This window comes from Phenylobacterium sp. (assembly GCF_016793225.1).
GTDB lineage: Bacteria > Pseudomonadota > Alphaproteobacteria > Caulobacterales > Caulobacteraceae > Phenylobacterium.
In genome coordinates this window covers 1-26,128 of sequence record NZ_JAEUMN010000069.1, presented here as the reverse complement: position 1 = coordinate 26,128, position 26,128 = coordinate 1, and the positions used below count along the sequence as shown (strand labels likewise).

Here is a 26,128-nt window from a genome sequence, read left to right as displayed (position 1 = left end):
CCCTAGGCCAGCTCCACCCGGTAGCTTTCGATCACCGTGTTCGCGAGCAGCTTCTCGCACATGGCCTTGACCTCGGCCTCGGCGGCCGCGCGGTCCGCGCTCGCGAGGTCGAACTCGATCGTCTTGCCGACCCGGACGTGCTCGACGCCGTTCCATCCCAGGCCGTGCAGCGCCTGCTCGACCGCCTTGCCCTGCACGTCGAGGACGCCGGGCTTCAGGAACACGTGGACCTTGGCGCGCACTAGTGGAGGCCTCCCTGAATCACGGTGGGCATCTCCTTCATGATCCCCAGGCGGCGCGCAACCTCGGTATAGCTCTCGATCACATTGCCCAGGTCTCGGCGGAACCGATCCTTGTCCAGCTTCTCGTTGGTCTGGGTGTCCCAGAGCCGGCAGCTGTCGGGGCTGATCTCGTCGGCCAGGATCACCCGGCTGTAGTCGTTCTCCCAGATTCGCCCGAACTCGATCTTGAAGTCGACGAGCGTGATGCCGACCCCGAGGAAGAGGCCCGACAGGAAGTCGTTCACCCGCAGGGTCAGGGCCATCATGTCGTCGATCTCCTGGGTCGAGGCCCAGTTGAACGCCGTGATGTGCTCCTCCGAGACCATCGGATCGTGGAGCTTGTCGTCCTTCAGGTAGAACTCGATGATCGAGCGGGGCAGGGCCTGGCCTTCCGGCAGCCCGTAGCGCGTGGAGAGCGAGCCCGCGGCGACGTTGCGGCACACCACCTCCAGCGGGATGATCTCGACTTCCTTGATGAGCTGTTCGCGGAGGTTCAGCCGCTTGATGAAGTGGTTCTGAACCCCGATCGAGTTCAGCTTCATCATGATGAACTCGCTGATGCGGTTGTTGATGACGCCCTTGCCCTCGAGCACGGCTTTCTTGGTGGCGTCGAAGGCCGTGGTGTCGTCCTTGAAGTACTGGATCAGGGTCCCCGGCTCGGGGCCCTCATAGAGGATCTTGGCCTTGCCCTCGTAGATCTTCTTGCGGCGGGTCATGTCTCAGGCCTTCTCCATGGGGCGAGGACTAGTCCGCGTCGGCGGAACGAAAAACGCGCGCGGATGATCTTTCGCGCGCGGGTCCGACTCGGCCTCTCGCCCCCATTCAGGCGTGGCAAAAATAGCGAATGCGCCCGGGTTCCGCAAACGCGCGCCGCGATGCCGCTTTCCATTGCGGGTCGGGTCGTCGCACGATATGGGATCGCCCGCTCCGTGAGTTTACCCCCAGGATCCGATGACGACCTTCGACGAACGCGAACAGGGCTTCGAGAAGAAGTTCGCCCTGGACCAGGAGCAGGAGTTCAAGGCGCACGCTCGCCGGAACCGCGCTCTGGGCCAATGGGCGGCCGGACTGATGGGCCTCGAAGGGCCGCACGTGGACGAATACGCCAAGGCCGTCGTGAAGTCGGACTTCGAACTTCCCGGCGACGAGGACGTGCTGCGCAAGGTCTTCGAGGACCTCAAGGGCGCCGGCGTCAGCGTCACCGAGGGCGAGGTCCGCATGAAGATGGCCGAGCTGCTCGCGCAGGCCCGCGAGGGCGTCAAGGCCGGCAAGTAGGCCCGCCGCAGAGGCTTCCGGCGAGGCCTGTCGACACCGCTATCCGGCGCGATCCCCGCGCGGCCCCTTATCCCCGGCTTGTCCGGGGGAGGCCCTGCCGCGCGCCGCGGTCGCAGGCGAGGAGCCTGTCACGGCGTATCGTCGCGCGACGCCAGGTGGGCCCGGCTGACCCTCTTCGGCACGATCAGGGTCCAGGCCTCGAGGACCAGATCCGCGAGTTCCGCCTCGTCGATGTTGGCGAGCTCCACGTAGCTCCAGTAGGCGGTGGCCACACGGCATCGGGAGAAGGTCTCGGGCCGGATCTCGAACAGCAGCTCCTGCCGCTCGCGCTCCAGCTTCATGACGACGCGCCCGTCCAGGGCCAGCGCGAAGCTCTTCGCCCCCACGTTGAACCAGGGGTCACCCTTGTAGGTCACCTCGTGGGCCCCGGGCAGGGCGAGGGCGAGCCGGCGCAGGTCGTCGATCGTCGTGGGAATGACCGCGCCCCCGTCGAGCGGCCTACTCGGCGGCGGCCTTGGCGTGCGCTTCCTCGCCGAACACTCGGGCGAAGATCACGTCGACGTTCTTGAAATGGTAGCCCAGGTCGAAGAGCTCGCCGAGTTCGGCCTCGCTGAGCGTCACCTCGGGATCGGCCTTCAGGAAGTCGAGGAACGCGCCCTCGCCGCGCCAGACCTTCATGGCGTTGCGCTGGACGGCCGCGTAGCTCGCCTCGCGGCTGAGGCCCTTCTGGGTCAGCGCCAGCAGGACCCGCTGCGAGTGCACCAGCCCGCCCAGGCGGTCGAGGTTCCTCGCCATGTTCTCGGGATAGATCACCAGGCGCTGCACCACGTTCGCCAGGCGCCGCAGCGCGAAGTCGAGGTGGACGGTGGCGTCGGGAGCGATCCCGCGTTCGACCGACGAGTGGCTGATGTCGCGCTCGTGCCACAGCGCCACGTTCTCCATCGCCGGCACGACGGCGGAGCGGACCAGGCGGGCGAGACCCGTCAGGTTCTCGGTGAGGATCGGGTTGCGCTTGTGCGGCATCGCGCTCGAGCCCTTCTGGCCCGGATCGAATGGCTCCTCGGCTTCGAGGACTTCCGTGCGCTGCAGGTGGCGGATCTCGACGGCCAGCCGCTCGATCGAACTCGCCACCACCGCCAGCGCGGCGAAGTAGGCGGCGTGCCGGTCCCGCGGGATCACCTGGGTCGACACGGGCTCGACGGCCAGGCCCATCTGCGCGGCGACATGCGCTTCGACCTGCGGCGCGACGTTGGCGAAGGTGCCGACCGCGCCCGAGATCGCGCAGGTGGCGATCTCGAACTTCGCCATGGCCAGACGCTCCTTGGCGCGCTGAAACTCGGCATAGTGGCCCGCCAGCTTCAGGCCGAAGGTGGTCGGCTCGGCGTGGATGCCGTGGCTGCGGCCGACGCAGGGGGTCAGGCGGTGCTCGTAGGCGCGCTGTTTCAGCGCCGAGAGCACCATGTCCACGTCCTCGATCAGGAGGTCGGTGGCGCGGCTGAGCTGCACGGCGAGCGCCGTGTCGTTGACGTCGGACGACGTCATGCCCTGGTGCAGGAAACGCGCCTCGGGCCCGACGATCTCGGTGACGTGGGTGAGGAAAGCGATGACGTCGTGCTTCACCTCGCGCTCGATCTCGTCGATGCGCTCGGCGTCCCAGATCACGCCCTTGCCCTTTTCCCAGATCACCCGGGCCGCTTCCCGCGGGATCACGCCCAGCTCGGCCATGGCGTCGGCCGCGTGCGCCTCGATCTCGAACATGATCGAGAACCGCGTCTGGGGGCTCCAGACGTCGGCGGCTTCCTTGCGGGTGTATCTGGGGATCATGCGGGGGGTGTCGTGCGCCGCCCCGCGGGAGTCAACCCGCGAGAGCCTCGCCCGTTCAGGCGGAACGATCCGAACGGGATGGTGGGGCTCTCAGCCGAGCCTCGAGGGTGTCTCGATCCGAACGCGCTCTAGGCGGCGACGGCGGCGCGGCGACGCCGCAGGGCCGCTCCGGCGAGGCCGAAGCCGCCGATCATCAGGAGCCAGGTCGCGGGCTCTGGGACCGCCCCGGTGGGCGTCGGCAGCGGCTCGCCGCCGCGCCCCGGGGGAGGATCTTCGAAGTTGCCGTCGTCGAAGCTCCCGCCCTCGAAGCCGTCGCCGCCCGGGCCTTCGCCGAACTCGAGCGGCGCCGAGGCGAACCCGGAGCGACCGCCGACGCCGGGCTTGGCCGGCGGCACGATCTCGAGGACCAGCACGAGGTCGCCGTCCTGCGGGTTCCAGGTGAAGTTCTGGCCCCAGAAGTTCAGCTCGTCGCCGCCGATGCCGGCCATGGTGAAGCTGCCCCAGCTGCCCAGCTCCTCGCCATTCAGCTGGAAGGACAGGCGGAACACCTGGCCGTCGAGGTCGCCCAGGATGCCGCGATCCAGCAGCAGGCGCCCGATGCTGACCGGGCCGGTGGCGTTCGACGCCGACCAGCTGTGGGTGTAGCGCCCGTCGCGGAAGCAGTTGGTGGCGCCGCAGCCCTCGTTCCAGTCCACATTGAGCGTGGTGGCCGCGCCGGCGGGCGCGGCGGCGAGGCCGATTGCGGCGACGGCGGCGAGCGCCGGAAGCGTCTTATGGACCTGAGGCATCCCCATCCACCCGGTTCATTCGGGGCGAGGAAGCGCCACCGTGGGTGGAATCACAAGCGCTCGCCCCAGGGGAGCGAGCGCCGTTCTCCGAGTAGGAGAAAATTAACTATACCTGGAGTGGCGCCCTGCGGCGGCTCCGGAGCGCGTGCCCGGCGCCCATGAAACCGATCAGCATGAGCGCCCAGGCGCCCGGCTCGGGCACCGCGGCGCTGATCAACGCCGGCATGTTCTGCAGCGCCGGCGGCGGCAGCTGCGGCGAGGTCAGGCGGCCGAGGCCGGCCGGTCCATCCCCGCCTCCGAACGCAGGGGCCGTCGCGAAACCGCCCCCGCCAAAGCCGCCGAAGCCGCCGAACCCGCCGCCGCCGGCCCCGCCCTTGTCGGGGATCAGCAGCTCGAGCTTCAGCGTCAGGTCGCCGTCGGCGGTGTTCCAGTTCACGGTCTCGCCGCCCAGCGTCACCACGTCGCCCGAAAGCACGGCGAGGGTGTACGAGCCCCAGTTGGCGACGGTCTTGCCCGCGCCATCCACGAAGCTGACGCGAACGGCGTAGTCCTGCATCGAGCCCAGCATCGCCTTGTCGATGGACAACGACGAGATGGACAGGGGGCCCTGGAATTCGCTGGCGGACCAGGTGCGGCTCAGAACCCGCGTGGTGTCGGAGAAACAGCCGCCCTCGCCGCAGAGATTCGAGGCGCTCATGTTCAACATGGTGGCCGCCGAAGCAGCCGGCGCGGCGGCGACGGCGAATGCCGAGGCGATGGAAGCGAGCACGAAGCTCCGATGCATAGTCAACCCCACTCCTAGTCGGTCGGTCCCCCAACGGGCCATCAACCCACCAGGCATAGCGAAGGTTCCGGCCGTCGGGAGATACTACTTACAGTATAGTTAAGCTCACAACTCTACGCAGGGGTCAAGCGCGGGTTGTGGTCTGCAACCATGACGGTGGTGCAGGTTCCGGCGAGGGGGGCAGGTCGGATCCCGCGGCATGGCCCGCTTCCGCGGAGGTCCCGCCCCGCCTAGTCTGGGGCCGCTCGCGAGGAGAACCGATGATCGCCGCACTTCTGGCCGCCGCGGCCGTGTCCGCCACCTGCGACCTCGAGCGTCCATCCGGCGAGGCGGGGTGCACGCGAGCCGTGGTCGACCGGCTGCCGATGAACGCGATCCAGGTGATCGGCACCCACAACAGCTACAAGATGGCCATCGCGCCCAACGAGTTCGCGCTGATCCGGGCGGTGAACCCGAAGGAAGCCGACGCCATCGACTACAGCCACCCGCCGCTGCCCCGCCAGCTGGACGCCGGCGCCCGCCAGCTCGAGCTCGACATCGTCTACGACCCGCAGGTGGGCCTCTACGCCAATCCGCTCGGGTACCGGAGCGGGCAGGGGAAGGCGCCCTACGACTTCGCGCCCCTGAAGCTGCCCGGGCTCAAGGTGCTTCACGAGCCTTCGGTCGACTACCGCTCGGTCTGTCCGCGCTTCACGGACTGCCTCTCGGACATCCGCGCCTGGTCGAAGGCGCATCCCGGGCACGTTCCGATCCTGGTGATCCTCAACCTCAAGGAAGGGGGGCTCTCGCTGCCGGGCGCCACGGTGGCGCCGCGGTTCGACGCCGCCGGCATGGACGCGATCGACCGCGAGATCCGCTCGGTCTTCCCCGAAGCGGCGCTCATCACCCCGGACCAGGTGCAGGGCCGGCACGCCACCCTCCGCGAGGCCGCGGCGGCCGGGGCCTGGCCTCGCCTCAAGGCGGCGCGCGGCCGGGTCATGTTCGCCCTCGACTACCCGCCGGATCAGGTGGCCCGCTACCGGGAGCAGCGCCGCGTGCTCGAAGGGCGGGTCGCCTTCGTCAACATCGACGAGAGCTCGCCGGCGGCCGGCTACATCACCCTGAACGAGCCGCAGACGCAGCGCGAGCGGATCGCCGCCGCGGTGCGGGCCGGGCTCATCGTGCGCACGCGCGCGGACGCGGATACGCGCGAGGCGCGGGCCGGCGACACCAGCCGTCAGACGGCGGCCTTCGCCTCGGGCGCGCAGTACGTGTCGACGGACTACATGCAGCCTGACGCCCGCTTCGGGCCCTACGTGGCGCGCGTGCCCGGGGGCGTCGCGGCCCGGCTGTCGCCGGTGGAGCCGCCCGGGCGCTAGCTGGGTTCAGCCTCCGCTCGAGATCAGCGATTTCAACAGTTTCCGGCCTTCGCCAGGATGACCGGGCGTTGAGGCTATTCGCGGACCGGCGCAGTCGCCGGCGCCTCGGCGACGGCCGGCGTCGCGACGGCCGCGGCCGAGTTGGCGGCCACCTGGGCCGGATCCACCGGGACGGTCTTCACGTCCGGGATGTCGTCGCCGCCGAAGATGCCGCGCGCCAGGCGCTTGCCGACGAAGCCGCCCGCGAACTTGCCCACCGGGCCCGCCGCCGCCGCGCCCGCGAGGCCGCCGACGACCCCGCCGAGGGTCGTGCCGATCGTCTGCTTGACCCCGTTGTCGCCTCCCGCCTGCACCAGCACCGGCGCGACGGCGGTCGGGGTGTCGAGCGCAGGCGCCGCCGCGCCCTCCACGGGCGCAGGCGCGGGCTTGGCGGAGGCCGGCTCGGCAGCCGGCGCGGTCGCCTCGATGACGGGAAGCGGCGCAAACGCCGCGGTCGTTCCGGCCGGCGCCGGGATTTCCTGCGCCTGAACGTTCTGCGCCTGGATCTCCTGGGCGAAGCTCAGGCCCGGGGCGGCGATGAGGCCGCCGGCCAGCAAACTCAGCAAGACACGCATCTCACGCTCCACGAGGTTCGCCTCGATCGAGCGTTCACAACGCCTTGTCGCCGCGCGAGTTGCGCCCTGGCCGTTGGGCTTGCGGGCCCGCCGGAACGGGCCCGCCTGCCGTCGTCTAGCCGGTGACCTTCAGGTTGGTCGCCGAGGTCTTGCCGCTACGGCGGTCCTGCTCGAGGTCGAACGCCACGGTCTGGCCCTCGTTCAGCCCCGAGAGGCCGGCCTGTTCCACCGCGGAGATGTGGACGAAGATGTCCTGGCCGCCGCCCTCGGGCTTGATGAAGCCGAAGCCCTTCGTGGGGTTGAACCACTTCACCGTGCCCGAGCCGGAGCCCGCGACCTCGCCGCGCGGACGTCCGCCGCCGCCGCCGAAACCGCCGCCGCCGCCGAAGCCACGGTCGCGGCCGCCGCCGTACCCGCCGCCGCCGCCGCCATAGCCGCCACGATCGCCGCCGCCGCCGTAGCCGCCGCGGTCACCGCCGCCGAAGCCGCCGCCCGAACGGCGGGGCGCGGGGGCGCCCTGCTCGGTCACGACGATCTGGGTCGCCGCCAGCTTGCCGGACCGGCGGTCCTGCTCGAGTTCGTAGCTGACCTTGTCGCCCTCGCCGAGGCCGTCGAGGCCTGCCTGGTTCAGGGCCGAGATGTGAACGAAGACGTCAGATCCGCCGTCGTCCGGTTGAATGAAGCCGAAGCCCTTCGCCGTGTTGAACCACTTAACAGTGCCGCTCGCCATTTCGTCGCAACCTAACCGAGAATAGAAGTCCCACGCCGCCCGCAAGTCGACGCCCGGCCAATCTCCCTGACGAGCCGTGGGCGAATTTGTAGCAGGGAAATCCCCCAAGGCCAGCACTCGTGACACGCGAGTGTGTTCAGGCTAAGCGGCGACCCCCTTTCCAGACGCGGTCGGAGGCGCGCCCGTGCAGAGCATCTGTGTCTATTGCGGCTCCTCCGCCGGGGTCGATCCGAAGTTCCTGGAGGCGGCCGTCGCCTGCGGAACCCGGCTGGCCCGCGAGGGGGTCACCCTCGTCTACGGCGGGGGGAAGGTCGGGCTTATGGGGGCGGTGGCGGACGCGGCCCTGGCGGCCGGCGGACGCGTCGTCGGCGTCATGCCCCAGGGGCTCGTGGACCAGGAGATCGCCCACCGCGGCCTCACCGAGCTGCACGTCGTCCAGAGCATGCACGAGCGCAAGCTGAAGATGGCCGAGCTTTCCGACGCCTTCCTCTGCCTGCCGGGCGGTCCCGGGACGTTCGAGGAGATCTTCGAGCAGTGGACCTGGGCGCTGCTGGGCATCCACGCCAAGCCGTGCGGCTTCGTCAATGTGTCGGGCTACTACGACCTGATGCGCGCCACGATCCAGCGCATGGCCGACGCGGGATTCCTCGCCCAGGCGTATGTGGACATGCTGGTCTACGCCGACACCACGGAGGCCGCGCTGGACGCCTTCCGCGCGTATTCGCCGCCGCCGCCCAAGTGGAGCGGGGCCAAGGCCTGACGTCGCCTCAGAGTCCGAGCCGGTAGACCCGGTTCGCCGTGCCCGAGAACAGTGCGGTCTTCTCCTCGGCCGACGCGCCGGCGGCGAGGTGCTTGAAGGCGTTCCAAAGCGTGGCGTAGCTGCAGCTGCCCATGTCGACGGGGAAGTTCGACTCGAACATGCAGCGCTCGGCGCCGAAGGCCTCGATGCAGGTCTCGATGTAGGGCCGCCACTGCTGGGCCAGCTCGCTCGACGGCGCCCGCGGCTCCTGCAGGAACGACGGGAAGTTGCAGAACGCCATCGCCAGGCCGCCGAGCTTCACGTTCACGTTCGGCGACTTGGCCAGTTCCAGGATGTTGGCCTTCCACGCGGGGAAGCGCTCCTCCAGCCGCCCCGTGTAGCTGCCGCGGCCGAGCGGCGTTCCCACGTGGTCCAGGATGATGGTGGTGTCCGGAAAGGCGCGGGCCAGATCGATCAGGTCGGGCAGCTGCGGCTCCAGCAGCCAGGCGTCGAACGATAGTCCGAGCGGGGCGAGGCGGCGGAAGCCCTGGCGGAAGTCGTCCCGCAGGTAGAGACCGGCCTCGACCCGGTTCAGGGGGCCCAGCACGTCCTTGTCCGCGTCGAAGGAGGCCGAGTTGCGGATGCCCCGGAAGCGCCCGCCGCCCGCCTCGACGTGCTTCTCCAGGATCGCGCCCGCCGCGTCGCCCAGGAGCAGGTCCACGTTCCCGACGATGCCGGCGCAGGCGCGGAAGTCGCCGTAGGTCCCGCTGGCGCTCATGGCCGCGACGCCGTTGACGAACTCGGTCTCCCCGAGGCTGCGCAGCTCGACCGGGCCGTCGGCCTTGTAGAAGGCGCGGCACTCCACGAACACGGTGGCCACCACGTTGTGGCCGCTCTCCGTGTCGGCCATCAGCTCGTCCAGCAGGTACCGCTGCGCCGGCTGGATCGCCGTCATGAACGGGTGGTCCGTCACCTGCGGCGTCGCGTAGGTGCGGCGGTCCCAGAGGTGATGATGCGGATCGACGATCGGGAGCTGGGGCTCGAGGATGGCTTCAGGCATCGGATCCTCCCGGTCTTCGTTGCGTCGCACGCTAGTGGGCGGCGACGCCGCGCTCAACCGGCGACGGACCCCATGTTGCCGCAAGGGCATTGGCGCTGCGGGGCGCGCCCCGCCGGGCCTGGTCGCCGATCCCCCAGCCCGGGGGGCACGGCTCGCCGGTGTTCCGGAAACGCCGCACCTGCCGGGCGCGGGCGGGCGATCCGTCCAGCGCTGCGAAGGCGAAGGCGGCCGTGAAGTCGCGTGCGGCGTCGCCGGTCCGGGTCACCGTCACGCCGTACCGGCGGCCGTCGATCTGGCAGCGATGGGCGTGCAGGCCCGCGCGGTCGACCCCGCCCTTCAGCGTGATGCAGGGCCGGCCGTTCACCTCGGCATGCGCCCGCCCGAACCCGTTACTCAGGGTGGAGTCGGCGCAGACCAGCAGCGTCGCGGCGACCTTGCCGGCCGGGTCCAGGCTGTCCACGCGCCACAGGCGAGGGGGATCCACGCGGCGCTGGTCGGCGACGAGCCGGGTCTCGGCGCGTTCGCCGGCGCAGGCCGCGAGCAGGAGAGCCGGCGCGAGCCATCGCGCCCGCGTCAGCGGGATCGGCATCGGAGACTCCTTGCCGCTGAGGGCTATTCGGCGTCCGCGGCGGGCGCGCGGATGAGCATGACCGACATCGTGGGCCCGGTGTTGGTGCGCCAGAGCTCGATCATGGGGGCGGGCGGCGGCACGGGCGGGTTCACCCGCCACCCCAGCCAGGCGCCGATCACGAGGCCGCTGGCAATCAGCAGAGGGCCCGCGACGCCGTCGTAGCCGTGGGCGGTCCTCAGCAGACCGATCCTGACCTCGAGCGGATGGGGCCCGCGCGCCGGCCAGTAGCAGCCGAACGGCAGGGGCTGGCTCGCCAGTTGGGTCTTCAGAAGCGTGCGGGCGTAGAGCGCGCGGTCACGCGGCCGCCGGCGGAGGACGGCGGCGTCGCACGCGAGTTCCTGGTCCAGGCGCATGACATGGGCGCCCACATGGACGAACGGGTTGAACCAGCACACGGCCTGCAGGGCCGAGGCGAAGGCGCCTGCGCGGGGATCCATCCGGTTCACGTGCTCCCGCTCGTGGGCGCGGATCAGCGCGCGCTCCTCGTCGCTGTAGCGCCCGTCGTCGGCCGGCATGACGATGCGGGGCGAGATGACGCCGACGACGGAGGGGCCCGCCCGACCGGTCCGCACGGCGGCCATGAACCGCGCCTGGGCGCGGGCCAGGCCCGCGAAGACGACGCCCAGGCCGATCGCCCAGACCGCAAGCAGGCCCGCGGAGTAGTCGCCGACGGTGGCGGCGATGAACCCGGTGGCGTCGGCGCCGTCCTCGGTCCTTGCGGGCAGCAGCGTCGCGAAGGCCGCCAGCGGCGGCAGCGCCCAGAGGCCGTAGGCCACCTCGGGCCCGAAGAGCCGCCGGACGGGAATGCGAAGGGCCAGCACCGCAAGGACGGCGACCGCCCCGACCAGGTTCGCCCTCACGAGGGCCGCCAGCACCTCAGTCGTCATCGGACTCGAACTCCGCGATGAGCTTCTTCAGGCGAGCCACCTCCTCGGCCGACAAGGCGCGGTGGCGGGCGTAGTGGGCGACGAGCGGGGCCACCTGTCCGCCGAACAGGCGGTCGAGCAGGCCCTGGCTCTCGCCGGTGACATAGTCCTCGCGGGTCACCAGCGCCCGGTAGATGGCGCGTCCCCCGGTGCGTTCGGACGCGAGCGCCTTCTTCTTCAGCAGGCGGTTGATGAGCGTCTTCACCGTCGCCTCGCCCCAGCTCTGGGCCGGGCCGACCGACTGCACGATCTCGTCGGCCGTCAGCGGCCCGCGGGCCCAGAGGGCCTCCATGATCTGACTTTCGGCGCCTGAGATCTTCGACATCTTACATCCGTAGCTCGAGCAGACGTTACGCCTGTAATTTGGAGTGTCAAGCGTTGCCGATGACGAGTGAGCTTGCGCCTGGTGGCGGGAGTAAGGCAGCGTGCCGGCCGGGGGAAACGGCATGGTCGCGGCAACCGCGCGGGCAGGCGGCCATGGCCGCATAGGCGTGCTGGGAGCGGCCGGGCTCGTCGCCGGCTCCATGATCGGCTCGGGCGTCTACCTGCTTCCGGCGACTCTCGGGGCTATGGGTTCGATCTCGATCCTAGGGTGGGTGGCGGCGACGGCGGCCGCGCTGACCATCGCGGGCGTGTTCGTTTGGCTGGCCATCCTCCTGCCTGCGTCGCAGGGGCTCGGCGACTACGTGAAGGCGGGCCTGGGCGGCTTCTTCGGCGCCCAGACGGTGATGCTGTTCTGGGTCTCGATCTGGGTGGGCATGGTGCCGCTGGCGCTGGCCGCCGCCGGGGCGATCGGCTTCCTGGTTCCCGCGCTGGCGGGTGGCGGGGCGCGCCTCGCGCTGACCATCGCGATCGTCTGGACAGGGATCCTCGGAGCCTGGGGCGGCCCGCGGCTGGTCGCGCGGATCGAGGGGCTGACCCTCGCCGTGGGGCTTGCGCCGATCCTGCTGATCGCGACCGTCGGCTGGTTCTCGTTCCGGCCGGAGGTCTTCCTCGCCTCCTGGAATCCCTCGGGCGCGCCGGCGGCCGAGGCCATCCGGGGTTCGGCGCTGAGCTGCTTCTGGGCCTTCCTGGGCCTGGAATCGGCGGCGGCGGCCGCCGCCGTGGTGCGAGACCCCGCGCGCAACGTGCCCCGCGCGACCATCCTGGGCGTCCTGGGGGCGGCCGCGCTCTACATGGCCGCGAGCGTGGTGGTCATGGGCCTGGTGCCCTCGGCCCGGCTGTCGCGCTCGGAGGCGCCCTTCGCGGACGCCGCAGGCGTAGCGCTGGGGGCAGGGCTGGCGGCGGTGATCGCGCTCTGCGCGGCGGTGCGGGCGACCGGCTGCCTCAGCGGCTGGAGCCTGGTGGCGGCCGAGACCACCCGCACGGCGGCCGACGGCGGCGTGTTTCCGCGCCTGTTCGGCAGTCGGCTCGGGCGTCATGCGGGGACCCTGAACCTGGCCGTCGCGGGCGGCCTCATGACGGTCGTGGCGTTCTTCACCGCGGCGCCCAGCCTGGCGGCGCAGTTCTCCACGCTGACCAACATGGTCTCGCTGCTCAGCCTCTACACCTACGTCCTGGCGGCCCTGTCGCTCCTGCGCTTGATGCGCGGCCAGCCGGCATGGCGCCAGGCCGCGGCCGCCGCCACGGCGGTCGCGGCGACGGGCGCCGCCATCGTCCTGATCGTCTCGGCGCGGCCCGTCGAGCTGGCGTGGTCGGCCGGCCCGGCCGTTGTCGCGGCGCTCCTGTACGCCGCCATGCGCCGCCGCTAGCCTGGGCGCATGGACGACCTCGCCCACCGCCGCATCGCCGTCGTGCGCGAGCACATGGCCAAGGAGATCACCCACGACTGGGACGCGGTCATCGCGACCTTCGCCCATCCCCGCTACGAGCTGCACGGCTCGGGCGTGGTGTTCGACGGCGAGGCCGCCGTGCGCCGCTACTTCGCCGCCAGCCGCACGCCCTTTCCCGACCAGGGCAACGAGATCATCGCCATCGCGCATGACGGGGACACGGTCCTGGTGGAGTTCTGGCTGACCGGCACGCACCTGGGTCCGCTGCGGCTGGGCGACCGCACCGTCGAGCCCACGGGCCGCGGCTTCCGCGTCCGCATGGCGGCAGGCTTCGAGTTCGCGCCCGGCTCGGACCTCATCGTCTGCGAGCGGCCCTACTTCGACACCGGCGCCGTCGCGCGCGCCCTTGGCCTCGCCTAGCGCGCATCCGAACCTGCGCCGCCGGCCGTAACCGGGCCGGCTGCGGCACTCCGGGAGGACGACATCATGGCCGGCGAAGCGATGGCGTTCATGTCGGAAGGAACGACGCTTCGAGGGACGTTCTACGCCGCCGAGGCGCCGGGACCGCGGCCCGTGGTCGTGATGGCCCACGGCTTCTCGGCCGTCGCGGCGCAGCTCGAGCCCCAGGCGACGGCGCTCGCGAGCGCGGGCTTCCACGTCTTCGCCTTCGACCACGCCGGTTTCGGGCTTTCCGACGGCGCGCCCCGCCAGGAGGTCGATCCCCCGCGGCAGCTTCGCGGCTACCGCGACGCGGTAAGCTTCGTGCGCGCTTTGCGTCAGGTGGACGGCTCGCGGATCGCCCTGTGGGGATCCAGCTTCTCCGGTGGCCACGTGCTTCAGGCCGGCGCCCTGGACCCTCGCGTGAGCTGCTTGGTCTCGCAGGCGCCCTTCATCTCAGGCTCGGCGCTGCTGGCGCTGCGTCCCGACCACGAGGCGTTCGTCGCGGCCCTGTACGCCGAGCGCGAGTCCCGGTCTGCCGGAAACCCAGCGTCCATGATCCCGGTCACCGCGCCCGGCGACGGCCCCGCCGCGCTGCCCGGCGACGACGGCCACGCCTATTTCACCCGCACCGGGGGGCCGACCTGGGTGAACGAGGTGACCCTGTCGTCCTTCGAGGCGGTCCGGGGCCACGAGCCCGGCTGGTGGATCGGCCAGATCGCGCCGCGGCCGCTGCTGATGATCGTTGCGACCGACGATGCGGTGACGCCCACCGCGCACGCCGAGGCGGCCTTCGCCCGGGCCGGCGAGCCCAAGCGCCTGGTCCGCGTCCCGGGCGGCCACTTCGACGTCTACGACGGCGCCGGCCTGGAGCTTGCGCTGGGCGAGACCATTGCCTTCCTCCGCGAACACCTCGGCTAGCCGCTAGAGGCTGGTCACGCCCTCCAGGTGCAGCGCGGCGGCGCTGGAGCCCACGGCGATGCGGTAGTCGCCGCCACGGACCCGGAAGCCGCGGGTCTCGGTGTCCCAGTCGGCCAGCAGGCGCCGATCGGCCTGCACCGTCACCCGCCGCGTCTCGCCGGGCTCCAGCGCCACGCGCGCCCAACCGACAAGACGCTGCTGCCGGCGGCCGGGCGCTTCGAGGAGGTAGACCTGCGCCGTCTCGACGCCCGCGCGGTGGCCGGTGTTGGTGACCTCGAAACTCGCCGCAGGCCCGTCGAGGGCCAGGCCAGCGTAGCGGAACGTCGTGTACGAGAGCCCGTGGCCGAACGGGAACAGCGGGGTCGCGCCCGTCCTGGCGAACCAGCGGTAGCCCAGGTCCGAACCCTCCGTGTAGACGATATCGAACGGCGGGGTGTCGCCCCGGTCGTTGACGATGGGCAGGTCGCCGCCGGGGAGCCTGGGGTGCGGCAGCTGCGCTTCCGACGCCGGGAAGGTGATCGGCAGGCGGCCGGAGGGGTTCACGTCGCCGAACAGCACGCCGGCGATGGCCTTGCCGCCCTCCGAGCCCGGGTACCAGGCCTGCACCACGGCGCCCGCCGCATCCAGCCAGGGCATCAGCACCGGATTGCCCGTCTGCAGGACGACGACCGTCCGGCGGGCGGCGGCGGCGACCGCTGCGATCAGGTCGTCCTGGCCGTCCGGGAGCCGAAGCGTGGTGTCCAGGGCCTCGGTGGCCCACTCCACGGCGAAGACGATCGCCACGTCGCTCTCCGCCGCGAGACGCGCCGCGCGCGCCGCGTCGCCGCCGTCGTCGAACGCCACATGCACGTTCGCGGCGCGGGCGCGGATCGCCTCGAGGGGCGGGTCGGGCTGGTAGATGACCCCGGCGCTCCAGCGCGGCGCGTCGGGCGGCGGGTCGAAGCGGACGGAGCCCTTCGGAATGACCTGGCTGGAGCCGCCGCCGGAGAGCACGCCGATGTCGGCGCGTCCCCCGATCACGGCGATGGATCGCACCCCTTCGAGCGGCAAGAGCCCATCGTTCTTGAGCAGCACCACGCCCGCCTCCGCGGCCCTGCGCGCCACGTCCGCGCCGCGGACGAGGTCCGGCATCCCCGGCGCGACGGGATGGTCCAGCACGCCGCAGGCGGCGAGCGAGCGCAGGTAGCGGTGCGCCATCTCGCGGATGCGCGCCGCGGAGACTACGCCCGCGTCGACCGCGGCGGCGAGGGGCTCGACAAAGAAGGGCTCGCGGTCGAACTCGCGTCCGGACTGCTGGTCCAGTCCCGCGTTCGCGGCCGGCGCGGCGGAATGCACCGCGCCCCAGTCCGACATCACCCACCCCTTGTAGCCCCAGTCCCCGCGCAGCACGTCGTTGAGCAGCCAAGGGTTCTCGGAGGCATAGACCCCGTCGACGCGATTGTAGGCGGACATCACCGAGCCCGGCTCGCCCGCCTCGATGGCGATCTGGAACGCAAGCAGGTCGGACTCCCGGAACGCCGCCTCGTCCATCGAGGCGGACAGCACCATGCGGCCCGTCTCCTGGCTGTTCAGCGCGAAGTGCTTGATGGTCGAGACGATGTTCTGCGCCTGGATTCCCTGGATCGAGGCGCCGCACAGGACGCCCGCCAGCAGGGGATCCTCGCCGAGGTACTCGAAGTTCCGGCCGTTGCGCGCCTCGCGCGCCAGGTTGACGCCGCCCGCGAGCAGGCAGTTGAACCCCTTCGCGCGGGCCTCTGCGCCGATCATCGCGCCGGCCTCGTTCGCGAGCTCCGGGCTCCAGGCCGCCGCGAGCGCCAGGCCGCAGGGCAGGGCGGTGGCGAGGTCCTCCCGTCGCCCGGCCGCCGCCACCCCCAGGCTCGCGTCGGTCTCGAACAGGTCCGGGACGCCCAGCCGCGGCAGGCCTGGGACCCAGCCGGCGCACTTCGGCACGCCGTCGGGCCGCGGCTTCAGCACCAGCGGCATGCGGCTGGACAGCAGTCCGATCTGCTCCTCCAGGCTCATCTGGTCCAGCAGCGCGGCGGCGCGCGTGTCGGGGTCTGAACTCAAGGCGGCTTTCCCTCGTTTCGGTTACTCTGGCGCAGGCCAAGCTCGAGGCCTAGCGTGACCCTGTCAGCACGGAGCCTGCACATGAAGCTCTCCGACGAGGATCGTGATCGCCTCGCCCTGCACACCGCCTTCGCCGTCCACCAGATCGCCCGCTACGTCGCCGGCCGAGAGGACGTCCCGCAGGAGATCCGCGAGCGCCTTCGTGGCCACATCAGCGCCATCGAGGGCGTGATGGTCACCAGCGGCCACGACTGGATCCGCGGCGAGATGGAGGCCACCGAAGCGGCGCTGCAGACCTGATCCGCCCGACCGGGGCGGGAGCGGCGGGCGCATTCCTGCTTGCCTGCCGCCACGGAGGGGCCGCACGGTGCGTTCGAAGAACCAGTAGGGAAGGGCGCGCCATGTCGATCGACTTCGAAATCCCCGCCGAGGCCAAGGCTGTCCGCGAGAAGGTCCGTCAGTGGGTGCACGACGAGTGCATCCCCGCGCAGGAGCGGGTGAAGGACAAGGCGAGTTTCGAGACGGTCCTGCAGGAGCTGCGGACCAAGGCCCGCGCCCAGGGTCTCTGGATGCCCTTCGTGCCCAAGGAATACGGCGGCATGGGGCTGGGCCCGCTGGCGAACGCGCTGGTTCAGATGGAACTGGGCGAGAGTTACCTCGGCGCTCTGTCGATGAACTCGCAGGGCCCGGACGACGCCACGATCCTGACGCTGATCGCGCACGGGACCGAGTACCAGAAGGAGAAGTTCCTCAAGCCGCTGCTGAACGGCGAGAAGCGCGTCTGCTACTCGATGACCGAGAAGGCCGCCGGCGCCGACGCCACCGGCATGCGCACCACCGCCGTGCCGGACGGCAACGAGAACTACGTCCTGAACGGCGAGAAGTGGTTCTCCTCGGCCGCCAGCGCCGCAGACCTGGCCCTGGTGATGGCGCGGACCGACACCGAAGGCCCCCGCCACCAGCAGTTCTCGACCTTCATCGTCGAGCTGCCGAACCCCGGCTACCGCATCAAGCGCGACATCCCGACCATGGCCATGGAAGGCCCGCTCAGCCACATCATGGGCGGCGGCCACTCCGAGATCGAGATCAAGGACCTGGTGGTCCCGGCCGAGAACATCGTGGGCGGCGTGGGCAACGGCTTCAACATGGGCCAGCACCGCCTGGCCTACGGCCGGCTGCGGCACGGCATGCACAACGTCGCCATGGCCCAGCGGGCGCTGGACCTGGCCGCCGCGCACATCACCAGCCGCGAGACCTTCGGCGGGCCGCTGCACAAGCGCCAGGCGGTCCAGTTCATGATGGCCGAGTGCGCGAGCCAGCTCTACATCGCCCGCCTCATGCTCCTGCACATCGCCTACAAGGCCGAGAAGGGCATGGACATGCGCCAGGAGAACTCGATCGCGAAGGTCTACCTGGCGCACATGGTGCACCATGTGGTCGACACGGCGATCCAGCTGCACGGCGCCCTCGGCTACAGCCGCGATACCCCGCTGGCCGCCTGGTACACGCACATCCGCTCGCAGCGCCTGGTCGACGGGCCCGACGAGGTCCACCGCTGGACGGTGGGCCGCAACGTGATCAAGGCGTTCCAGAACACGGGCACCACCGCGGGCGCCTGCGGCGGCGATCTGCTCTGACGACTCGTACTGGCGTCCGCCGCGAACCCCTCGGGTCGCGCGGCGGACGCCGGCGCGTTTGACCGCCGGGCCGGCGCTGGGCACATTGATGCGCCGCTGGGGGGCGGCTTTGGATGCGTGATACCGAACTGGCGCCCGGTCAGGAGCAGCGGAAAGCGTTCTCGAACGACGCCATCCATCTGCTGCGCACGACGCAGACGGTCCAGTACCAGCTGTCCCAGATGGCCGATCAGAAGGCCAGCATGCTGCTCGGCATCACCTTCGTCATCTTCACCATCTCCATCGGCCAGGCCCGGGGAACCGCAACGCCGCCCGCCGTCCTGATCCTGGGCAGCACGGCCTTCATCGCCGCCTTCATCACGATCCTGGCGGTCCTGCCGGCGGTGAAGGCGCCGCCGCGGCCGAACGGGCCGGCCAACATCCTGTTCTTCGGGTCGTTCACCCAGGAGGTGGAGGACCGCTACGTCGAGATGCTGCTCGAGGTCTGCGGCGACACGCGGACCGCCTACGAGGCGATGGCGCGCGACATCTACCAGAACGGCACGGTGCTCGCCCGCAAGAAGTACCGGCTCCTGGGCTACGCCTATCGTGTCCTCCTCGTAGGTCTCGTGCTCAGCGTCCTGGCCTTCCTGGCGCCGTTCCTGTTCAGGCTCTTCGGCGCCGGGGCAGGCGCCGTTCCGGGCTGAGCCGCCGTCAGCCACGGCATCGGCCGGCGCGATGCTCTAGGATCGCCGCATGCGCTGCGAACTGACGCCTCACCCCGACTTCCCCTGCGCCGCTGTGGACGCGATCACGGTCGAGACGACGCCCGCGGGCCGCGGCGCGCTCGCGGTCCGGTACATGGTGCGCGGCGATCTCTCGGAGCTGGCGATCCCCGCGCCCGCGGCGCCGGCGCGGGTGGATGAACTCTGGCGTCACACCTGCCTCGAGGCCTTCGTCTCGCACCCCGCCGGCTACCTCGAGTGGAACCTGTCGCCGTCGGCGCGGTGGGCGGCCTACGCCTTCGACGGCTACCGCGCGGGCATGCGGCCGGCCGACGCCGGCCCGCCGCGGATCCAGGTGCTGCGCCGGCCGCAGGCGCTCGAGCTGAGCGCCGTCATCGAGGTGCCGGGCGAGGCGGAGCGGCTGGGCCTGGCCGCCGTCATCGAGGAGTCGGGCGGGCGGCTCTCCTACTGGGCCCTGCGCCATCCGTCCGGCCGCCCCGACTTCCACCACGCCGATGGATTCGCGATCGAACTTCCCGCACCGTCGGGCGCATGAGATTCGGCATCGACCGCCTGCTGGCGGACCCTGAGCTGCGCAAGCCGCTGGCCGGCCGGCGGGTAGCCCTGCTGGCCCATCCGGCCTCGGTCACAGCGGACCTGACGCACACCCTCGATGCGCTCGTGGCGACGGGCGACGTCCGGCTCACCTCGGCCTTCGGTCCCCAGCACGGCCTGCGCGGCGACAAGCAGGACAACATGGTCGAGAGCCCGGACTTCAACGATCCGGTCCATGGCATTCCGATCTTCAGCCTGTACGGGGAGGTCCGTCGGCCCACCGACGCGTCCATGGAGACGTTCGACGTCCTGCTGGTCGACCTGCAGGACCTGGGCTGCCGGATCTACACGTTCATCACGACCCTGCTCTATGTCCTGGAGGCGGCCGCCCGGCACGGGAAGGCGGTGTGGGTGCTGGACCGGCCGAACCCGGCCGGCCGCCCCGTCGAGGGGCTGACGCTCCGGCCGGGCTGGGAGAGCTTCGTCGGGGCCGGTCCCATGCCCATGCGCCACGGGCTCACCCTCGGCGAGTTGGGCCTGTGGTTCATCAAGCTCAAGGGGCTGGACGTGGAGTACCGCGTCATCGCCATGGAGGGGTACGACCCCGGGGCGGCGCCCGGCTACGGCTGGCCGCTGGGCGAGCGCACCTGGGTCAATCCGAGCCCGAACGCCCCGAACCTGTGGATGGCCCGCGCGTACGCCGGCACGGTGATGCTGGAGGGCACGACGCTTTCGGAGGGCCGCGGGACGACCCGGCCGCTGGAGGGCTTCGGCGCGCCCGACATCGACGCCCGGGCCGTGATCGCCGAGATGCAGGCCCTCGCGCCGGACTGGCTTGGCGGCTGCACGCTGCGAGACTTCTGGTTCGAGCCGACCTTCCACAAGCATGTGGGCAAGCTCTGCAGCGGCGTCATGATCCACACCGAGGATCCGCGCAGCTATGACCATGCCGCCTTCAAGCCCTGGCGCCTGCAGGCGCTGGCGTTCAAGGCGATCCGCCGCATCCGGCCCGACTACGACCTCTGGCGCGATTTCCCGTACGAGTACGAGCTGGGGAAGCTGCCCATCGATGTGATCAACGGCGGCCCGCTGCTGCGCGAATGGGTGGACGATCCGCAGGCGGCGCCCGGCGATCTGGACGTCCTTGCACGCCCTGACGAGGACGCCTGGCGCAACGAACGGGCCGCGTTTGCGCTTTATGGCTGACGACAACGCGGGGAGGGCGATGTGGCGGTCGGCATGTCAGTACCTGCCGCTCACCCCTGGCTCGACGGCGAGAGCGACGTCGGTGGCCTCATGCGCGAGCGCGACTGGTCCGCATCGCCGCTGGGCCCCCCGGACACCTGGCCGCAGTCGCTGCGCTCCGTCGTAGGCCTGCTCCTCGGTTCGAAGTTCCCGATGTTCGTCGCTTGGGGACCCGAGCTCGGGTTCCTCTACAACGACGCCTACGCGGAAATCCTCGGCAAGAAGCATCCGGCGGCGCTTGGGGCCCGCTTCCATGACATCTGGGCCGAGATCTGGCCCGACATCTGGCCGTTGATCGAGGCGGCCATGGACGGCCGCGCCAGCTTCCGCGCCGACCTGCCGCTGCTGATGAACCGCCAGGGGTACGACGAACAGACGTGGTTCACCTTCAGCTACTCCCCGGTCCGCGACGAGCGCGGCGAGACGGCCGGCATGTTCTGCGCCTGCATGGAGACCACCGAGCGGGTGCGGGGCGAGCGGCGGCAGGCCTTCCTGTTCGAGCTCGACGAAGCGCTGGACGAGCTGGAGTCCGCTGAGGACATCCTCGCCGCCAGCGCGGGCGCCCTCTGCAACCATCTCGACGCGGACCGGGTGCACTGGGCCGAGGTGGAGGCCGAGGCCGACGCCTTCGAGGTGCGGCACGAATATGCCCGCCCGGGCGTGGCCGGGCTGGCCGGGCGGCATCGCCTCAGCGACTTCGGACAGTCCCTGATCGCCGAGATGCAGCTCGGCCGGACCGTGGCGGTCGAGGACGCGGCGCCCAGCGCGCAGGCGCGCGACGGCGCGGAACCGGCCTTCGGGAGGACGCTGATGCGCGGCGTTCTGGCGATCCCGCTCTTCCGCGGCGGCGCTTGGCGCATGGCGCTGTGCGTCCACACCCTGGCGGCGCGTCGCTGGCGGCCGGACGAGATGGAGCTGATCCGAGAGGTGGCCGAGCGGGCGTGGACCCGCGCCCAGCGCGCTGAGGCCGAGGAGCACGTCCGCACGAGCGAGGCGCGGCTGCGCGCCCTGGTCACCTCGACCTCGGACATGGTCTTCCGGATGAGCCCGGACTGGCGCGAGCTGCTGCAGCTCGATGGGCGCGGCTTCCTGGTGGACACCGACAGCCCGAGCGTCGACTGGCCCGGGACCTACCTGTTCCCCGAAGACCGCGCGCTCGTGAACGCCGCGGTCAGCGCGGCCGTCGCGGAGAGGTCGGTGTTCCAGCTCGAGCACCGCGTGCGACGGGTCGATGGCAGCGCCGGGTGGGTCCATTCGCGCGCCATCCCGATCCTGGACGCACAGGGCGCCATCACCGAGTGGTTCGGGGCCGCCACGGACGTGACGGCTCGCAAGGCGGCCGAGCAGCACCTGCGGCTGATGGTCAACGAGCTGAACCACCGGGTGAAGAACTCGCTCGCGACCGTCCAGGCCATGACCGCCCAGACGCTCCGCCGCGGCGATATCCCGGACGACGTCCGCGAGACGCTGACGTCGCGCCTCATGGCCCTGGCCAGCGCGCACGACGTGCTGACGGACGAGCGCTGGTCAGGCGCCGACCTGCGCGACCTGGTGCTTCAGGCGGCCGCGCCTTACGTGAGCCTTTCCGGCTCCAGCCCCTTCAGCGTGGCCGGCCCGCCGGTCTTCCTTCCGCCCAAGACGGCCATCGCCATGGCGCTGGCCTTCCACGAACTGACCACGAACGCCGCCAAGTACGGCGCGCTCTCCGCGCCCGGGGGCAAGGTGGCGGTCGAGTGGACGGTCGACGGCGGCGGCGACACGCGGCGGCTGGCGCTGACTTGGCGCGAATCGGGCGGTCCGCCGGTCAGGCCTCCGACACGCCGCGGCTTCGGGACCCGGCTTATCGAGCGGGGCCTTTCAGCCGAGCTGCAGGGGCGGGTGACGCTGGACTACGCCGCGCAGGGTCTCGTCTGCACGCTGGATGCACGCCTGCCCGCCATCGTGACGGGGGCGTGGACCGCCTAGGGCGTCGCGACGCTGATCGTCGGCTGGAACAGCTCCACGACGTTGCCCGAGGGATCGTCCAGTAGGATCTCGTTGCCGCCCGCCCCGACGACGATGTCGTTGCGGAAGCGCACGCCGTCCTTCCGCAGCCGCGCGACCTCGGCCTCGAGGTCAGGGGTGTAGAGCACCAGCCGGTTCCAACCGCCCGGGGCAGGCTTGTCCCCGTTCGGCATCGGTTGCGAAGCGCCGCCCGGCCCGGTCGCGGGGCTGATCAGCAGCTGCACGCCGCCCTTCGACAGCGCCGCGAAGTAGGGGCCGGCCTGCATGTCGAGCCGGAAGCCAAGCTTGTCCCTGTAGAAGGCGACCGTGCGGGCGACGTCGACGACGATGTAGCGAACCCTGACCTGCTGGAGGTTCGCCGTGGGGGACGTCTGCGCCTGCGCGCAGGGCGCGGCGAACAGGAGCGCCGCTGCGAGTGCGATCGGCTTGATCATCGCCAGTCTCTCCTTCAGCGCGTCGGCTGCCACTCGGCGGCGGGCTGGAACAGCTCCACCACGTTGCCCGACGGGTCCTCGACGAGGACCTGCGATCCCCCGGGCCCCGAGAGGATTTCATTGCGGAACGTCACACCGGCCGCGCGCAGCCGCTCGGCGTCGGCGGCGATGTCGTCGGTGATGTACTGGAAGCGGTTCCAGCCCCCCGGCTCGGGGACCCGGCCGTCCGGCATCGGGCGGCCCGCGGAACTCGCCTTGCCGCTCAGCAGCAGCCGCAGGGCGCCGCGCGAGACCGAGCCGAACGCCGGCGTCGCCATCGTCACCGAGAAGCCGAAGTGCTTCGCGTACCACTCGGCGGCCGCCGGCACGTCATCCACCATGTAGCGGACATTCACGATGTCGAAGGGCTCGGCCATCTCGGGTCTCCGGTTGAAGGCTAGGCGGCGGCGGGCTCGGCGAACGCGGCCAGGAGGAAGCTGATGCGGTTGGAGAGTTCGTCCGCGACGTGGCGGAAGAGGGGGTAGGTGGCCGCGTCGGCCCCGCCCGTGGCGGGGTTCGGCAGGCTCCAGTGCTGCGTCTCCGGGCGCCCCGGGAGCTGGGCGCAGGCTTCCCGGACCCGGTCGCAGAGGCTGATGACGGAGTCGAAGCGCCGTCCGGCCACGTCGGCGATCGGCTTCGGAGCCTGGCCGCTGATGTCGATCCCGAAGTCCTCGCGCATGACCCTGACGGCGTTGGGATGCAGCGGTCGCGGCTGGCTGCCCGCGCTCTCGGCCTCGATGCGCCCGCCCGAGCGGACGCGAAGCAACGCTTCCGCCATCTGGGATCGGGCGCTGTTGCCCGTGCACAGGAACAGCACGCGTCCTGAGCGCGTGTACCCGTCGGCCGGAACCCGAGGCGCAAGGCGCAGCCCGGGATGCAGCGCAGCGCCGGCGGTGGAGAGCTGTCCGCCCACGCGGTCGAGGTGCAGGCGATAGTACATGTCGCGACCGTCCGCGGCGCTGCGCCGCGCCGACACCAACTCGCCCGCGCGCAGCTTGCCCAGGTGGTACGACACCAGGTTCTGCGGCTCGCCGACCCGCTCCGTCAGCTCCTGCACGGTGCGATCCCCTCGACCGAGTTCCTCGAGCAGCCGCCAGCGCAGCGGATGGGCCGCCAACTGGAGGAACGGGGGAGGTGACATCTCGAGGGACTGACGCAGGGCCATGCGTCATTTAGATCAAGTCAGATTGATAAATCAATCCTGATTGATGCGAATTGGCGACGTGCAACGGATCGTGATGCGATCGATCCGGCGCTTGCGGAGTTGTGTCCCTGACCGGCCCGACAGGCGTGGAGGAGACGGAATGTCCAAGCGCGCGGCGCATCCCAGAGGAGTCCGGGCAGCCCGCCGCCCGGCGTTGCCGACTTGAGTCTCGGGCCCCGAACCGTCGTCAAGTACAGGAGCCATCGAGTGGCCAGCGTGATCCGTGTCCACATCCAGGGACAGGCGGAGGCGGAGACCTCGCCGCCGCTCGACTTCAACCTCGCCGACTTCGCGGGCCAGCTGCCGCAGGTGGGGGACGTGGTGGCGCCACCCCCGGGCGTGGGCGCCGGGGACCACCTCTGGGAGGTGGTCTACCGGATGTTCGATCCGGGCCTCGCGTTCGACGCCGGCAGCTGCCTGCGCCTGGTCGTGCGGCCCCGTCCGCCGTCGGCGGACGAGCGGGCGTTTCTGGGCTAGAGGCGGTCAGACGGTGTCCACGATCCGGGATCGCTGCTCCGGCGCCGGGAGCTCCAGTTGCTCCAGGGCGTACAGCAGATCCGTGAAGACCGGCAGGCTCGCCTTCAGTTTCGCAAGATTCCGACGCGAGATCGCTTCGAGCACCTTTGCGCCCGTGGGGGTCAGGTGAAGCACGACGCGCCGCCGGTCCCGAATGGAGTGGCCGCGGGTGACCAGGCCCCGCGCCGAGAGTCGGTCGACCAGCCCGACGGCGCTGTGGTTGCGAATGAGCAGAGCCCGCGCGAGCTCGCCGACGCTGACGGGCTCGGGACCCTCATGCGCCTTGATCGCCAGCAGCGCCTGATGCTGCTGGGGCGTCAGGCCCTGCGCCGCCGCCTCGGCGCTGCTGAACGCCAGGAACCGCCGGAGGGCGTGGCGGAACGCCCCGAGGGCCGCGTAGTCGGCCTGCACGAGCTTGCGGCGTCGGATCGGCGTCTGTTCCAAGCGCAGCCTCTTGAGCCGGGCGCGGCCGGCTCGTCGGGGAAGGATGTAGGCTGGAGCATCAGCGATTTGCCCATCCCTGGCCAGGGCCCAGCGCGCGCGCCCCGGGGCCTTCGTCGCAGCTGCTCCCGGGGCTGTGATTTGCGCCGGAAAGACGTATCGCGATACGATACATGTGGGTCGTCGGCCGCAGATCGGCGGCTCCCCGGTGGAGAGCGGCGGACGGGGTGTTCAGGCCTTGGCCCGCCGCTCGACCGCCCGCCAGGAGCGGGCTTTGCAGAGGATGAGGGACCACGTGGCCGCCCACAGCATGGCGTTCGACCCGACGTATCCGGAGCTCCCGCGCGCCTGGGCGCCCGGCGGCTTCTACTTTGAGCGTCGTGTCCGCGTGCGCAGCGATGACGGGCCGTGGCGGGTCGAGGCCGAGGATCTCGAGCCCGCCTGCTTCCTGAGCGGCGGGTCCGCCGAACGGCACGCGCGCCGCCTTGCCCGCGCCTACGCCGCCGTCGGGTTCGACGTCACCCTCGAGGTGCTCGGCGAGTCCGGCGAGCTGCGGGCGCGGGTGCGCCGGTCGGGCCTGAACCCATAGGAGACGACATGAACGACGACCTCTCAGGACCGGTGCTTCTGGTGTGCGCCGACGAGGCGCGCGCGGTGCGCTGGATGGATCGCCTGCACCGGGCCGGCCGCGTGGTGGTGGGGCCCGCGCCCACGGCGTCCCTGGCGCTCACCCTGGCGATGCAGGCGGCGCCGGCGGCCGCGCTTCTGGTGGGGCCCAATGCCGGGCGGCGGACGAACGAGGAGCTGGCCGGCGAACTGCAGCGGCTATGGGGCGTGCCCTGCTACACCCCGGCTCTGCCGCCCGAGGGCCAGGCCGCGGGCGAACCGGGCCTGCCGGTTGTCCGCTTCCCGGCCGAGGGACCGGACCTGGCGGCCGCCTGAGCCGCGCGGTGATCGCGGCGGGATGCGCCCTCAGGGGCCCCATTCGGCGAGGGACTCACCGCTGACGGGGTCGAGGAGCGTCACCTTCTGCAGGTCGACGGCGACGAGGCAGATCGGGCGGTGATCGGCCGACTCGCTCCAGCAGCGCACCGGCTTCCCGTCCGGCCAGGCCGCGACCCGGCCCTCCAGGACGAGCTGG

32 protein-coding genes and 1 pseudogene are annotated in these 26,128 nt (G+C 71.2%); 15 read left to right on the top strand and 18 right to left on the bottom strand.

What is annotated here, in order from left to right; translation table 11 throughout:
- Positions 1 to 2 precede the first annotated feature (2 nt).
- Entirely contained in the window at positions 3 to 242 is a 240-nt protein-coding gene (gene purS / locus JNK30_RS07565) for a phosphoribosylformylglycinamidine synthase subunit PurS (protein ID WP_293481450.1), read from the bottom strand.
- A complete protein-coding gene (gene purC / locus JNK30_RS07560) occupies positions 242 to 997 on the bottom strand; it encodes a phosphoribosylaminoimidazolesuccinocarboxamide synthase (protein ID WP_293481449.1) in 756 nt (251 codons plus the stop codon). The genes purS and purC overlap by 1 nt, the downstream gene beginning before the upstream one ends.
- Before the next feature lie 235 nt (positions 998 to 1,232).
- Between purC and JNK30_RS07555 the strand changes: the two genes are divergently transcribed.
- Positions 1,233 to 1,556 (top strand): DUF1476 domain-containing protein, encoded by a 324-nt coding sequence (locus JNK30_RS07555; protein ID WP_293481448.1) that lies wholly within the window; start codon positions 1,233 to 1,235, stop codon positions 1,554 to 1,556.
- A gap of 128 nt (positions 1,557 to 1,684) precedes the next feature.
- Here the strand turns inward: JNK30_RS07555 and JNK30_RS07550 are convergent, their stop codons facing one another.
- The 4 genes from JNK30_RS07550 to JNK30_RS07535 form a co-directional block, all read right to left on the bottom strand.
- Positions 1,685 to 1,990: an MmcQ/YjbR family DNA-binding protein gene (locus JNK30_RS07550; protein ID WP_293481489.1), complete on the bottom strand. Its 306-nt coding sequence runs from the start codon at positions 1,988 to 1,990 to the stop codon at positions 1,685 to 1,687.
- Between the two features lie 64 nt (positions 1,991 to 2,054).
- Entirely contained in the window at positions 2,055 to 3,380 is a 1,326-nt protein-coding gene (gene purB / locus JNK30_RS07545) for an adenylosuccinate lyase (protein WP_293481447.1), read from the bottom strand.
- 128 nt (positions 3,381 to 3,508) lie between these two features.
- Positions 3,509 to 4,168 carry a PEPxxWA-CTERM sorting domain-containing protein gene (locus tag JNK30_RS07540; protein WP_293481446.1) on the bottom strand — a complete coding sequence of 220 codons (660 nt, stop codon included), beginning with the start codon at positions 4,166 to 4,168 and terminating at the stop codon, positions 3,509 to 3,511.
- 106 nt (positions 4,169 to 4,274) lie between these two features.
- Positions 4,275 to 4,865, bottom strand: a complete 591-nt coding sequence (locus tag JNK30_RS07535; RefSeq protein WP_293481445.1) for a PEP-CTERM sorting domain-containing protein — start codon at positions 4,863 to 4,865, stop codon at positions 4,275 to 4,277.
- A gap of 347 nt (positions 4,866 to 5,212) precedes the next feature.
- Here JNK30_RS07535 and JNK30_RS07530 point away from each other — a divergent pair, with 347 nt between their 5' ends.
- Complete coding sequence (locus tag JNK30_RS07530) at positions 5,213 to 6,310, top strand: phosphatidylinositol-specific phospholipase C1-like protein (RefSeq protein ID WP_293481444.1); 1,098 nt, start codon at positions 5,213 to 5,215, stop codon at positions 6,308 to 6,310.
- Positions 6,311 to 6,384: 74 nt separating this feature from the next.
- Here the strand turns inward: JNK30_RS07530 and JNK30_RS07525 are convergent, their stop codons facing one another.
- From JNK30_RS07525 to JNK30_RS07515, 3 genes and pseudogenes are all read right to left on the bottom strand, one after another.
- Positions 6,385 to 6,924: a hypothetical protein gene (locus JNK30_RS07525; RefSeq protein ID WP_293481443.1), complete on the bottom strand. Its 540-nt coding sequence runs from the start codon at positions 6,922 to 6,924 to the stop codon at positions 6,385 to 6,387.
- 115 nt (positions 6,925 to 7,039) lie between these two features.
- Entirely contained in the window at positions 7,040 to 7,237 is a 198-nt protein-coding gene (locus tag JNK30_RS07520) for a cold-shock protein (protein WP_293481488.1), read from the bottom strand.
- Positions 7,238 to 7,456: 219 nt separating this feature from the next.
- A pseudogene (locus JNK30_RS07515) lies at positions 7,457 to 7,654 on the bottom strand (cold-shock protein); the annotation flags it as partial.
- A 184-nt stretch (positions 7,655 to 7,838) separates the two neighbouring features.
- Between JNK30_RS07515 and JNK30_RS07510 the strand changes: the two are divergent.
- Positions 7,839 to 8,414 (top strand): TIGR00730 family Rossman fold protein, encoded by a 576-nt coding sequence (locus tag JNK30_RS07510; protein WP_293481442.1) that lies wholly within the window; start codon positions 7,839 to 7,841, stop codon positions 8,412 to 8,414.
- A 7-nt stretch (positions 8,415 to 8,421) separates the two neighbouring features.
- On the opposite strand, the gene JNK30_RS07505 is transcribed toward JNK30_RS07510, so the two are convergent.
- From JNK30_RS07505 to JNK30_RS07490, 4 genes are read right to left on the bottom strand one after another with little or no spacing between them, the layout of a single operon-like run.
- Entirely contained in the window at positions 8,422 to 9,453 is a 1,032-nt protein-coding gene (locus JNK30_RS07505) for an amidohydrolase (RefSeq protein ID WP_293481441.1), read from the bottom strand.
- A 31-nt stretch (positions 9,454 to 9,484) separates the two neighbouring features.
- Positions 9,485 to 10,042, bottom strand: coding sequence for a hypothetical protein (locus JNK30_RS07500; protein ID WP_293481440.1), 558 nt, complete (start codon positions 10,040 to 10,042; stop codon positions 9,485 to 9,487).
- A gap of 23 nt (positions 10,043 to 10,065) precedes the next feature.
- Positions 10,066 to 10,971, bottom strand: coding sequence for a M56 family metallopeptidase (locus tag JNK30_RS07495; RefSeq protein ID WP_293481439.1), 906 nt, complete (start codon positions 10,969 to 10,971; stop codon positions 10,066 to 10,068).
- Entirely contained in the window at positions 10,961 to 11,335 is a 375-nt protein-coding gene (locus tag JNK30_RS07490) for a BlaI/MecI/CopY family transcriptional regulator (RefSeq protein WP_293481438.1), read from the bottom strand. Before JNK30_RS07490 ends, JNK30_RS07495 begins: the two co-directional genes overlap by 11 nt.
- Positions 11,336 to 11,456: 121 nt before the next feature.
- On the opposite strand from JNK30_RS07490, the gene JNK30_RS07485 reads away from it, so the two are divergent.
- From JNK30_RS07485 to JNK30_RS07475, 3 genes are all read left to right on the top strand, one after another.
- Positions 11,457 to 12,761: an amino acid permease gene (locus tag JNK30_RS07485; protein WP_293481437.1), complete on the top strand. Its 1,305-nt coding sequence runs from the start codon at positions 11,457 to 11,459 to the stop codon at positions 12,759 to 12,761.
- Positions 12,762 to 12,770: 9 nt separating this feature from the next.
- Positions 12,771 to 13,202 (top strand): ester cyclase, encoded by a 432-nt coding sequence (locus JNK30_RS07480; protein WP_293481436.1) that lies wholly within the window; start codon positions 12,771 to 12,773, stop codon positions 13,200 to 13,202.
- Positions 13,203 to 13,268: 66 nt separating this feature from the next.
- The gene (locus tag JNK30_RS07475; RefSeq protein WP_293481435.1) at positions 13,269 to 14,141 is read left to right on the top strand and encodes an alpha/beta fold hydrolase; all 873 of its coding nucleotides are present in this window, start codon (positions 13,269 to 13,271) and stop codon (positions 14,139 to 14,141) included.
- 3 nt (positions 14,142 to 14,144) lie between these two features.
- Here the strand turns inward: JNK30_RS07475 and JNK30_RS07470 are convergent, their stop codons facing one another.
- A complete protein-coding gene (locus JNK30_RS07470) occupies positions 14,145 to 16,208 on the bottom strand; it encodes a beta-glucosidase (protein WP_293481434.1) in 2,064 nt (687 codons plus the stop codon).
- A gap of 81 nt (positions 16,209 to 16,289) precedes the next feature.
- Between JNK30_RS07470 and JNK30_RS07465 the strand changes: the two genes are divergently transcribed.
- The 6 genes from JNK30_RS07465 (at position 16,290) to JNK30_RS07440 (ending at position 22,314) form a co-directional block, all read left to right on the top strand.
- The gene (locus JNK30_RS07465; protein ID WP_293481433.1) at positions 16,290 to 16,508 is read left to right on the top strand and encodes a hypothetical protein; all 219 of its coding nucleotides are present in this window, start codon (positions 16,290 to 16,292) and stop codon (positions 16,506 to 16,508) included.
- 101 nt (positions 16,509 to 16,609) lie between these two features.
- Positions 16,610 to 17,845, top strand: a complete 1,236-nt coding sequence (locus JNK30_RS07460; RefSeq protein WP_293481432.1) for an acyl-CoA dehydrogenase family protein — start codon at positions 16,610 to 16,612, stop codon at positions 17,843 to 17,845.
- Positions 17,846 to 17,958: 113 nt separating this feature from the next.
- Entirely contained in the window at positions 17,959 to 18,531 is a 573-nt protein-coding gene (locus JNK30_RS07455; RefSeq protein ID WP_293481431.1) for a Pycsar system effector family protein, read from the top strand.
- A 49-nt stretch (positions 18,532 to 18,580) separates the two neighbouring features.
- Positions 18,581 to 19,105 (top strand): DOMON-like domain-containing protein, encoded by a 525-nt coding sequence (locus JNK30_RS07450; protein WP_293481430.1) that lies wholly within the window; start codon positions 18,581 to 18,583, stop codon positions 19,103 to 19,105.
- On the top strand, positions 19,102 to 20,310 hold the full coding sequence (locus JNK30_RS07445) for a DUF1343 domain-containing protein (RefSeq protein WP_293481429.1): 1,209 nt from the start codon (positions 19,102 to 19,104) through the stop codon (positions 20,308 to 20,310). The genes JNK30_RS07450 and JNK30_RS07445 overlap by 4 nt, the downstream gene beginning before the upstream one ends.
- 33 nt (positions 20,311 to 20,343) lie before the next feature.
- Positions 20,344 to 22,314 carry an HWE histidine kinase domain-containing protein gene (locus JNK30_RS07440; RefSeq protein ID WP_293481428.1) on the top strand — a complete coding sequence of 657 codons (1,971 nt, stop codon included), beginning with the start codon at positions 20,344 to 20,346 and terminating at the stop codon, positions 22,312 to 22,314.
- Here the strand turns inward: JNK30_RS07440 and JNK30_RS07435 are convergent.
- Genes JNK30_RS07435 through JNK30_RS07425 form a run of 3 tightly spaced genes read right to left on the bottom strand, consistent with a single transcriptional unit; the run spans position 22,311 to position 23,991 of the window.
- Positions 22,311 to 22,787, bottom strand: coding sequence for a VOC family protein (locus JNK30_RS07435; RefSeq protein ID WP_293481427.1), 477 nt, complete (start codon positions 22,785 to 22,787; stop codon positions 22,311 to 22,313). The genes JNK30_RS07440 and JNK30_RS07435 overlap by 4 nt on opposite strands.
- Positions 22,788 to 22,801: 14 nt before the next feature.
- Positions 22,802 to 23,203 (bottom strand): VOC family protein, encoded by a 402-nt coding sequence (locus JNK30_RS07430; RefSeq protein WP_293481426.1) that lies wholly within the window; start codon positions 23,201 to 23,203, stop codon positions 22,802 to 22,804.
- A gap of 20 nt (positions 23,204 to 23,223) precedes the next feature.
- Positions 23,224 to 23,991 (bottom strand): helix-turn-helix domain-containing protein, encoded by a 768-nt coding sequence (locus JNK30_RS07425; protein ID WP_293481425.1) that lies wholly within the window; start codon positions 23,989 to 23,991, stop codon positions 23,224 to 23,226.
- 246 nt (positions 23,992 to 24,237) lie between these two features.
- Between JNK30_RS07425 and JNK30_RS07420 the strand changes: the two genes are divergently transcribed.
- Positions 24,238 to 24,507, top strand: coding sequence for a hypothetical protein (locus JNK30_RS07420; protein WP_293481424.1), 270 nt, complete (start codon positions 24,238 to 24,240; stop codon positions 24,505 to 24,507).
- 6 nt (positions 24,508 to 24,513) lie between these two features.
- Here JNK30_RS07420 and JNK30_RS07415 read toward each other — a convergent pair whose 3' ends face one another.
- Positions 24,514 to 24,990, bottom strand: coding sequence for a MarR family transcriptional regulator (locus JNK30_RS07415; RefSeq protein WP_293481423.1), 477 nt, complete (start codon positions 24,988 to 24,990; stop codon positions 24,514 to 24,516).
- A gap of 292 nt (positions 24,991 to 25,282) precedes the next feature.
- Here JNK30_RS07415 and JNK30_RS07410 point away from each other — a divergent pair, with 292 nt between their 5' ends.
- Together JNK30_RS07410 and JNK30_RS07405 are read left to right on the top strand one after the other, a co-directional pair.
- Entirely contained in the window at positions 25,283 to 25,576 is a 294-nt protein-coding gene (locus JNK30_RS07410) for a hypothetical protein (protein ID WP_293481422.1), read from the top strand.
- 8 nt (positions 25,577 to 25,584) lie between these two features.
- Positions 25,585 to 25,929: a hypothetical protein gene (locus JNK30_RS07405; protein ID WP_293481421.1), complete on the top strand. Its 345-nt coding sequence runs from the start codon at positions 25,585 to 25,587 to the stop codon at positions 25,927 to 25,929.
- Positions 25,930 to 26,128 lie beyond the last annotated feature (199 nt).